Below are 9,175 nucleotides of genomic sequence, written 5' to 3' on the forward strand. Positions count from 1 at the left end.
TAACTTTTTATTTGATGAATAATTATTTGATAATGGAAAATATCATTATCGGGTATAATACACATAGAAAGACAGGAGGAGAATATGAAATTAGATTTTAATAATGTAAACTTAGAAAAGATTAATAGCTATGAAGAAAAATCCATGACTGCCTTCGATACCCTTATGAGAAAAACTGGCGAAGGTAATGACTTCTTGGGCTGGATTGACAGACCAGTTGATTATGACAAGGAAGAGTTCGAGAGAATCAAGAAGGCTGCTGAAAGAATAAGAAAAAACTCTGATATCTTGGTATCAATAGGTATCGGAGGGTCTTATCTTGGAATCAAGGCAGTAGATGTGGCTTGTGATTCTTATTTCGGATCTGATAGAAAAGTTAAGCTAATCTATGCTGGAAATCAAATCTCAGGCCAATACTTAAACGAACTTCTAGACTACCTAAAGGATAAGGATTACTCCCTAAACGTAATCTCAAAATCAGGTACGACAACAGAGCCTGCCATAGCCTTTAGATTCTTAAGAGAAGCAATCGAAGAAAAATACGGCAAGGAAGAGGCGAGAAAGAGAATTTTTGCAACAACTGATAGCAAAAAAGGAGCCCTAAAAGAGCTTGCTGATGCAGAAGGCTATGAGACATTTGTAGTTCCTGATGATATAGGTGGAAGATTTTCTGTAATATCTGCTGTGGGTCTCCTACCACTTGCTGCATGCGGGATTGATATAGATAAATTTATGGAAGGTTTCGCTGAAGGAAGAGACCTCTACACTGAAAAATCCTTTGACAATCCTGCCATAAAATACGCAGCTATTAGAAATATGCTCCACGAAGATGGCAAGGACCTTGAAGTTCTTGTAAACTACGAGGCAAAACTTAAATATATAGCTGAATGGTGGAAGCAACTTTTCGCAGAAAGCGAAGGAAAAGATGGTAAGGGAATCTTCCCAGTATCTGTTAACAACACAACAGACCTCCACTCAGTTGGACAAATGATCCAAGATGGTAAAAGAAACTTATTTGAAACCGTAATAGAAGTTAAAAATCCTGTAAGCGACCTTATAATCAAGGAAGATGAGGACAATCTAGACGGCCTAAACTATCTCGCTGGTAAGACAATGAGCTTTGTAAACAAACAAGCCATGGAAGGAACAACAATCGCCCACGTTAAGGGAGATGTTCCAAATATCAGAATTGAAATGGATGAAGTTAATGAAAAAGAAATCGCAAAACTCTTCTACTTCTTCGAAATAGCTGTAGGAGTTTCAGGCTACATGCTAGGAGTAAATCCATTCAACCAACCAGGAGTTGAAGAATACAAGGCACAAATGTTCAAACTTCTTGGAAAACCAGGATACGAAAATAAATAGTGAACTTAAAAAGCCAGGGCTTAAAACCCTGGTTTTTCTATCTTATCAAATCAATTTTTCTCGCCTTCTTATATAGTAAATACAAGGCAAGTATCTCAACTATTGTAACTACAAGGCTTGCTTCTATGCCAAAGCCTCCTCCGCTTATCCATTTATTGCCTACAGATTCGCTTAGGAAAATCGTGTTCTTACTTGTAATTATCCCACTTACATTGATTCCAAAAAAGTTTCCTTGAAGGAAATTCCACACGCTGTGGGCTGCGGCTGAAATATAGATACTATCTCTTATATAAAAAAGCATAGAAAATACTAGGCCCATCAAAAATATATTGAAAAAGGCTATGAGATTAAAGTAAGAGTTACCCAAATGGAGGATCGCAAAGATCAAACTATTGGCGACAATACCAGTTCTAGGATTTTTAAGTGCTCCTAGATAATTCATTAGTACAGACCTTGTGATAAATTCTTCTTCGAAACCTTGGAAGATCCAGCCCATTACAAAGAAAATAAAAATTCTAAAGTCTACATTTTTTATATTTAGACGAATTTTAAATCCAGATAATAGATAGGAAAGAAGGAAAGATATCCCAAGCATGCCACTTCCTATAAGAAGGCCCTTAAGGTAAGATTTCCCTTTCCTATCATCTACAAGGCCAAGCGATCTGGGATTTCTCTTTTGGTAATATTTAACAAATATATATAAGGTAAGGCTTACCAATAAAGTAGACCAAAGATTAAAAATCATTGAATACTCAGGGTTTCTTCCTAATTTCCTTATAAGAAATTCTCCATTACCTGTAAGATTTGATCCGAATCTAATTAAGATATAAGAAAAAGACATAGCCAAACTCATTACAAAGAAGAGAATTAGGGTAAATATTAGAGGATTTCTTTCCTTCATCACCCTTTTACTTTCTTTGATGGACTCGTTTGCGTAAAACATATCTCCTCCTATTTTGCGTAGTCTAAGGCCCCTCCCAATATTGCATTTACAAAGGGTCTTGACTCATAAATCTTCTTTGAAAACATCTTATTTCTTACAAAAATACTAACTCTAGCCTTCTTTTTAGGATAATCTTTACTTGACAGAGCATTAATATAATCCTCGTGGCTTGCCCCAGCTTCCAGGCTATTGTAGACATCAATATAGTTGACATTTTCTATCTCAAGGCTTAATTCTTTCCCGCCTTCTACCTTCTTTTCTTCTATATAAGTTATGGATAAGTTCTTAAAAGCTGCTTCATAGAATTCCTTCTCTTCCTTCTCATCCTTAGAGTAGGATTTCTTTAGGGCATCCATAATTACATCCATCCTGTCCATATTTTTGTCAAAATAGGCTTCATCATAGCTTTTGATAGCGGTTTCTATGTTACTTGCTATTTTCTTATTCGAAGATGTAAGCTTTCTTACTGCAAATACTAGGGCGAGTAGAATTACAAGGATGAGTCCAATTCGGAAGATTCTTTCCTTTCTACGTTTCTTGATTCGCTTTCTTCTTCTTAATTCTTCTCTTCTTATATTTCTCGATTCTCTGCCATCCACAGATGGCCTTCTTTGTCTATTCATATCTGCTCCTATATTGAGTATTATATCATTTTATTAGTAATTTTTCTTATTTGTGATATGATTTAAGTATGAAAAAAATAAATTTAGCAAGCCTTTTGGGGCTTATCCTACTCATTATTAGTTTTTTTACCCCAATTGCAGCTTCTTCAATAAAATTAAATACAGAAATTATCTTCAGGATAGTAAATACCTATCTCATAGCCTATATCGCCTATATGATTTCCTTTATGGATACAGGAAGGGTCGGACTTTTGTTCTTGCCTTTAGTCTTTCACCTTTTGATTAATTTCTTTCTTATAAAGGGTTTTAATCTAAGTTTAAACAGAGCCATACTAGATGACTTTTATCAAATTCTAAGAAGACTCTACGACCTTATTAGCCTCGTTGGAATATTTTTCTTGGTAGAATTTATAATAAATAGGATTTTCGGCAACACTTTTACAAGTATAGTCGGTATCATTAGCTTTGCTTTATTCTATTACTATGATTATAGCAAAATTCTAATAGGCTTTCCAAATTTTAAGGACCTTTTCTTATATTTTGCTGTCTTTGTAATGGGACTCAGGATTAGAAAGGCGGATAAAATAAATCCCTTCCTCTATATCCTTGCTCTAGGGATTTTAGCTTTGGAAATCTTCCTTAGCTATAAATATAGGATAAACTACGGATATTTTTTATCTTTTGTCCTAATAATCTATCTCATGCTAAAAGGTTTTGGCGAGGCTAGTGAAGTATCCTTCGAGAAATTTATGATCTTTGTCTATATTTATATGTATCCGACGATATTTATAGGCCTAAGACTTGTTTTGGGAGAGAATATCCTAGTTACAAGTCTATTAGCTACCCTTATAAGTCTCTTTATCGGTCAGATCCTCTTTAAATTAAATATAAGACCAATAAATCTTTTATTGGTGGGCATATAAAAATCAGCCTCTCTGAGTAAGAGAAGCTGGTCTTTTTATAATACGTCTATTTTGTTTTTGATATCTCTTTTCAAAAAATATACGCACATGATTGTATTAAGCCCTTCAGATATGAGGAAGGACCACCATACTAGGTCTATATTTCCTGTTAAAGAAAATAGGTAGAAGGTTGGTAGGAGGATTAAAAATTGTCTTAGGAAGGATTGAAGGATTGCTGATTGCCAATTCCCTAAGGCTTGGAAGACTCCTACAGATATTATGGAAACTGAGGCAACTATATATGATAGGGAGACTATCCTAATCATAGGGACTCCGATTTGTCTCATAGTATCTGTCGCATTAAAGAGATCAAAGATTTGGTTTGGCAAAATCCACAAAAATACAGTAGCAATTCCTACAAGGACCATCCCTGATATGAGGGCAAGTTTGATTGACCTACGAATCCTTGCCACATGCCTTGCTCCGTAGTTAAAGGAGATGATTGAAACCATAGCATTTGATATTCCAATTATTGGAAGGAAGGCAAAGGATTGAAGCTTAAACATTACTCCGTAAGCTGCGATTGCTGATTGACCAAAACCTCTAAGCATGGCATTTAGTACAAAGATAATTACTGAAGATATAGCGCTCATTACTATTGATGGAAGACCTATCCAAAATATTTGTTTTAGTATGTCTCCGTGGAGCCTAAAGTGCTTGAAGTCTACCACTATATCTGTATTTTTTGTTTTATTTATAATAAGACCTATAATAGATCCTCCCATTTGACCTAGGACTGTGGCAAGGGCTGCTCCCTTTACTTCCATTCTTGGAAAGCCAAATAGGCCAAAGATAAAGATTGGGTCTAGGATTAGGTTGATTAGAGCTCCTGATACTTGGACAATCATTGTATAAAAGGTAAGGGATGTCGCTTGGAGGAGCTTTTCACAAAGGACTTGGAAGAATAAACCAAAACCAAATATAGTAACAATCCACAAGTAATCCCTGGTATAGGCTACAATTTCAGGAGTCGCTGCCTGTGAATTTGCAAAAAAATCAGTGAAAAATATACCGAATAAGGCAAAGGCAATAGCCCCAACAACAGATAATACAACCCCGTGCATGGCGACAGCACCTACTCTTTTCTTATCATCCATGCCCAAATACCTACTCAAAAGCGCACTTGCTCCAACGGATATTCCTATAGCAAAGGCAAGCATGATGTTTTGTACCGGGAAGGCTAGGGATACTGCCGTAAGAGCCTCTTCCGAGATTCTTGCAACAAATATCGAATCTACTACATTGTAGATTGATTGAACAAGCATAGAAATTACCATAGGTATGCTCATCTTTACAAGAAGACTTCCGACCGGCATGGTTCCCATGATATTTTCTTTCTTGCTTACAGTTTTTTCCATATAATCTCCTTTCTTATTTTCATCTAAATTTCTCGATAAAATTTTTGGCAATATAAGAGATACCGGATAAACCGATATCTTCTTAGTCAAATAATTCTTTTTCTTGTCTTTTTATAGACTCATTTACTTTTAGTTTTCTAAGCATATTATCATCATAATTGCTTATGACGTGAATTGCCGAGTTTTCTTCTCGACCTTTCCTATTAAACTCCTCTTTGAGTTCTTTTTCCACATTTTCATAGGCTTTTTTGGAAGAAATTGCCTGGAGTCTGAAAGGTTTTTGAGTTTTCTTAGCTTCTGTTTTTCCAAAAATTAAATCATTTATGGCAAGCTCTATTAGATTTACTCCAGCTAGGGTTGAATAATAGAAGGTCCTACCTTGTCTTATATTCATCTCTAGGACGAAAATCTCGCCAGTTTTTGAATCTTTCTTGAAATCTAGATTAAATAGTCCGTGATAGTCTAGAGAGGTCACGATTTTTTCTGCCAAATCATACATGATATCCTCATCATGGTCTACTTGGACCAGGTGGTTTCCTACCCACATTGGCCTTAGGTCTGATAGGAGGTTTCTAGCAAGTACAAAGGAAATCTTTCCATCACTTGCCCTGTAGCCGTTTAGGGAATACTCACTTCCCTGGCCTCCATTTATGAATTGTTGGCAGATAAAATCTCCCCTAAAGTCACTATCGTAGACTTTTCTTAAAACATCCTTGGCCTCGTCTTTACTTCTTACATGGTAGCCCTTTTGGATATTTTCGCATGATGAGTCGAGAAGAGCGTCGTAGTCGTCTGCCTTTAGGAAAATCTCCCCATCAAAATCAAGACCATCTATATTATCCTTATTGGCAATGTAGGTCTTGGGATAAGGAAGGTCGATTTTTTCTAGGTAGGAGTAAAACTCTGATTTCTTCAAGAGCTTCTCTGCCCACTCAAGGTCTGGGTAAGGAATGTGATATGAAAAGTTAAAGTTTTTCTCATTTCTTAAAAGAGTATCTATGTATCTTTCTGTCGGAGCAAAAAATACAAAGTCCTCTTCCTCTCTTTTTTCTATGACTTCATTGATGAAATTTGAAAAAAGCTCATCATCTGATGAAAACCCCTTGGTGGTGTATACATCAGCAATCTTTGATTTATAAAAAGGAACGAGGACAGCCGCCCCTATGACAATAGGCTTTTTGCCAAAGGCTTCGTAAAAGCTTCTTGCCACAGAGTAGCTGTTGTGATCTGTTCCTAAGATTATCGCATTGAAGGTCATCTTAGAATATATTTTCCATGCTTCTTGTATCTCTTTCTTCAGAGATTTTTTCTATAAATTCATCTACTGAAACATCAGCTGTTTCTTCTCCGTCTCTATTTCTTACAGTAAGTTTGCCAGAATTTTCTTCCTTTTCTCCTACTACGAGCATGTAGTTTGTTCTCATTAATTGAGCTTGACGAATCTTGTAACCTACCCCTTCACTTCTATAGTCAATATTTACTCTAAATCCTGCTTCTTTGATTTTTTCTTTTAGGTCTTCACAGTAATCGATAAACTTATCAGAAACTGGGATGATTTCAACTTGTTGTGGATTGAGCCATAGTGGGAATCTTCCTGCAAAGTGCTCTGTTAGAACTCCGATAAATCTCTCGATTGATCCAAGTAGGGCACGGTGGAGCATAACTGGCCTTTGTTTTTCTCCGTTTTCATCTATATAAGTTAGGTCAAAGTTTTGTGGTAGTTGGAAGTCAAGTTGGATAGTACCACATTGCCATTCTCTCTTAGCAGCATCTAGGAGGTGGAAGTCAATCTTTGGACCGTAGAAAGCACCGTCTCCTGGGTTGATTTCATAGTCGATTCCACGTTCTTCTAGGGCTTTCTTAAGTTGTTCTTCAGCAAAGTCCCAATCCTTGATATCTCCCATAAAGTCATCTGGTCTTGTTGATAGCTCGATTGTGTATTTGAAACCGAATGTTGAATATAGGAGGTCTGCTAGGTCGATCATCCTATAAACTTCTTCCTTGATTTGGCTTGGAAGACAATAAACGTGAGCATCGTCTTGGGTAAATGTTCTTACTCTGAAAAGTCCGTGTAAGGTTCCTGAAAGCTCGTGTCTGTGAACTTGACCATACTCAGCAAGTCTTATAGGAAGGTCCCTATATGAGTGTTGGTTAGAAGCGTATGTTAAAACAGAACCTGGGCAGTTCATTGGCTTAATAGCGTAAGCTTCGCCATCGATTTTTGTAAAGTACATGTTTTCCTTGTAGTGGTCCCAGTGGCCTGATCTGTGCCATAGGTCTTCATTTAGGATAAGTGGAGTCTTGATTTCTCCATATCCATTTTCATTAAGAACGTCTGTCCACCAACCTAGTAGCTCGTTCATTAGGATCATTCCATTTGGATGGAAGAATGGGAAGCCTGGTCCTTCTTCGTGGAAAGTGAAAAGATTCATCTCACGACCGATCTTTCTGTGATCTCTCTTTTCGATTTCTTTTTGAAGTTCTTCGTATTCTTCTAATTGTTTAGCCTTTTCAAAAGAAATTCCGTAGATTCTTTGAAGCATTTGTCTATCAGAATCTCCTCTCCAATAAGCACCGGCAATTGTTTTAAGCTTAACAGCCTTGATAGCCTTTGTTGATAGAAGATGTGGTCCTCTACAAAGGTCTGTGAAGGCATCTCCCATCTTGTATAGGGTAATCTTTTCATCTTCTGGAAGATCTTCTATAAGTTCAACCTTGTAGTCTTGACCTTCTTCTTTGAATTTCTCCAAAGCTTCAGCCCTAGAAATCTCAACTCTTTCAAGTTTGAGATCTCTTTTGGCAATCTCTAGCATCTTCTTTTCAATTTTTTCTAGATCTTCTGGAGTAAATCTGTGCTCAAGGTCCATATCATAATAGAAACCATCATCAATAGCTGGTCCTATAGCAAATTTTGTTTCTGGATACATTTCCTTAATAGCAGCAGCCATAACGTGAGAAGAAGTATGCCAGAAAATTTCCTTTCCTTCCTTATCTTCAAACTTAACTACTCTAAAGTCACTATCTTCTTCTATAGGTTCAGCAAAGCCCTTAACTTCTCCATTTACTACAGCTCCTACTGCAGCTCTAAAAAGACCCATGGAGATATCTTTTGTAACATCTCCTACGAGAACTCCGCTTTCGTATTCCTTAACTGAACCGTCAGGTAATTTAATCTTAATCATAATCTCTCCTTAAAATAAAAATAGACGTATGCCCTAGCCCGCTGGCTATAGGACGATACGTCTTTCGTTCGTGGTTCCACCTAATTTTAAACTCATTAGAAGGCTTATCGCGCCCAAACGTCTCACATTACATGAGAAACTCCAGGGTGGTACTTATATTTTCGTGCTAAAACTTCTCAACTGCCGTTTCTTTCTGTAAGCACAGGATAAAACAAAGCTCCCTGTCTAAGTCAAATATTAATTATAGAGTTATATTACCCTATAAATTGATATTTTCAAATATTTCTTTTATTTTAGGCTAAAGAAATACAAGTGATAATTGACCAATCCTTTTCCCTAACTTATAATTATATCAAAAGAAAAAGTAAAGGAAGATTTATGAAAAACGGAGTAATATTAACTGGCCATGGACAAATCGCCTCTGGCATATATTCAAGTGTCAAAATGATTGCAGGAAAGTTCGATAATATTAGAATATGCGAATTCAAAGAAGGAGAAAACTACGAAAGACTAGACGAAAAGTTAGAAAAAGCCTACGAGGACCTAAAAGCTTATGAAAACATAGTAGTCCTCGCAGACATAGGAGGAGGAACCCCTTTTAATAGGGCTGTCTTATCCTTAAGCAAATACGATAAGATTGGCTTTGTCTCAGGAGTTAACTTCGAAATGCTCTACTACGCCCTAACAAGCGAGATAGCTGATTTAGACCTTTATATAAAAGATATAATGGACCATGCCAAGG

Annotated in this window: 8 protein-coding genes; 3 read left to right on the top strand and 5 right to left on the bottom strand. The window is 36.6% G+C overall.

The genetic code is table 11. From position 1 onward, the window contains the following. Positions 1-84 precede the first annotated feature (84 nt). Positions 85-1,365, top strand: a complete 1,281-nt coding sequence (locus MRZ08_RS01405) for a glucose-6-phosphate isomerase (protein WP_297378448.1) — start codon at positions 85-87, stop codon at positions 1,363-1,365. Between the two features lie 37 nt (positions 1,366-1,402). Here the strand turns inward: MRZ08_RS01405 and MRZ08_RS01410 are convergent, their stop codons facing one another. Next, the gene (locus MRZ08_RS01410; RefSeq protein ID WP_297378451.1) at positions 1,403-2,308 is read right to left on the bottom strand and encodes a type II CAAX endopeptidase family protein; all 906 of its coding nucleotides are present in this window, start codon (positions 2,306-2,308) and stop codon (positions 1,403-1,405) included. Positions 2,309-2,316: 8 nt separating this feature from the next. Then, positions 2,317-2,931, bottom strand: a complete 615-nt coding sequence (locus tag MRZ08_RS01415; protein WP_297378453.1) for a hypothetical protein — start codon at positions 2,929-2,931, stop codon at positions 2,317-2,319. Between the two features lie 68 nt (positions 2,932-2,999). Between MRZ08_RS01415 and MRZ08_RS01420 the strand changes: the two genes are divergently transcribed. Further along, positions 3,000-3,854 carry a hypothetical protein gene (locus MRZ08_RS01420; RefSeq protein WP_297378457.1) on the top strand — a complete coding sequence of 285 codons (855 nt, stop codon included), beginning with the start codon at positions 3,000-3,002 and terminating at the stop codon, positions 3,852-3,854. Positions 3,855-3,889: 35 nt separating this feature from the next. Here MRZ08_RS01420 and MRZ08_RS01425 read toward each other — a convergent pair whose 3' ends face one another. From MRZ08_RS01425 to thrS, 3 genes are all read right to left on the bottom strand, one after another. After that, positions 3,890-5,251: an MATE family efflux transporter gene (locus MRZ08_RS01425; RefSeq protein WP_297378460.1), complete on the bottom strand. Its 1,362-nt coding sequence runs from the start codon at positions 5,249-5,251 to the stop codon at positions 3,890-3,892. A gap of 82 nt (positions 5,252-5,333) precedes the next feature. Next, entirely contained in the window at positions 5,334-6,509 is a 1,176-nt protein-coding gene (locus MRZ08_RS01430; protein ID WP_297378463.1) for an ATP-grasp domain-containing protein, read from the bottom strand. Position 6,510: 1 nt separating this feature from the next. Further along, entirely contained in the window at positions 6,511-8,433 is a 1,923-nt protein-coding gene (thrS, locus tag MRZ08_RS01435) for a threonine--tRNA ligase (RefSeq protein ID WP_297378466.1), read from the bottom strand. A gap of 378 nt (positions 8,434-8,811) precedes the next feature. Between thrS and MRZ08_RS01440 the strand changes: the two genes are divergently transcribed. Then, positions 8,812-9,175 (top strand): PTS sugar transporter subunit IIA (locus tag MRZ08_RS01440; protein WP_297378469.1); only part of this gene is annotated, 364 nt, incomplete at its 3' end.

Origin of the sequence: Anaerococcus sp. (assembly GCF_022770135.1) — a bacterium.
Taxonomy (GTDB): Bacteria; Bacillota; Clostridia; order Tissierellales; family Peptoniphilaceae; genus Anaerococcus.

What these genes read in the sequence shown, in the direction of transcription:
- MRZ08_RS01405 (WP_297378448.1), top strand. Translation starts at nt 85, where the DNA reads ATGAAATTAGATTTTAATAATGTAAACTTAGAAAAGATTAATAGCTAT.
- MRZ08_RS01410 (WP_297378451.1), bottom strand. Translation starts at nt 2,308, where the DNA reads ATGTTTTACGCAAACGAGTCCATCAAAGAAAGTAAAAGGGTGATGAAG.
- MRZ08_RS01415 (WP_297378453.1), bottom strand. Translation starts at nt 2,931, where the DNA reads ATGAATAGACAAAGAAGGCCATCTGTGGATGGCAGAGAATCGAGAAAT.
- MRZ08_RS01420 (WP_297378457.1), top strand. Translation starts at nt 3,000, where the DNA reads ATGAAAAAAATAAATTTAGCAAGCCTTTTGGGGCTTATCCTACTCATT.
- MRZ08_RS01425 (WP_297378460.1), bottom strand. Translation starts at nt 5,251, where the DNA reads ATGGAAAAAACTGTAAGCAAGAAAGAAAATATCATGGGAACCATGCCG.
- MRZ08_RS01430 (WP_297378463.1), bottom strand. Translation starts at nt 6,509, where the DNA reads ATGACCTTCAATGCGATAATCTTAGGAACAGATCACAACAGCTACTCT.
- thrS (WP_297378466.1), bottom strand. Translation starts at nt 8,433, where the DNA reads ATGATTAAGATTAAATTACCTGACGGTTCAGTTAAGGAATACGAAAGC.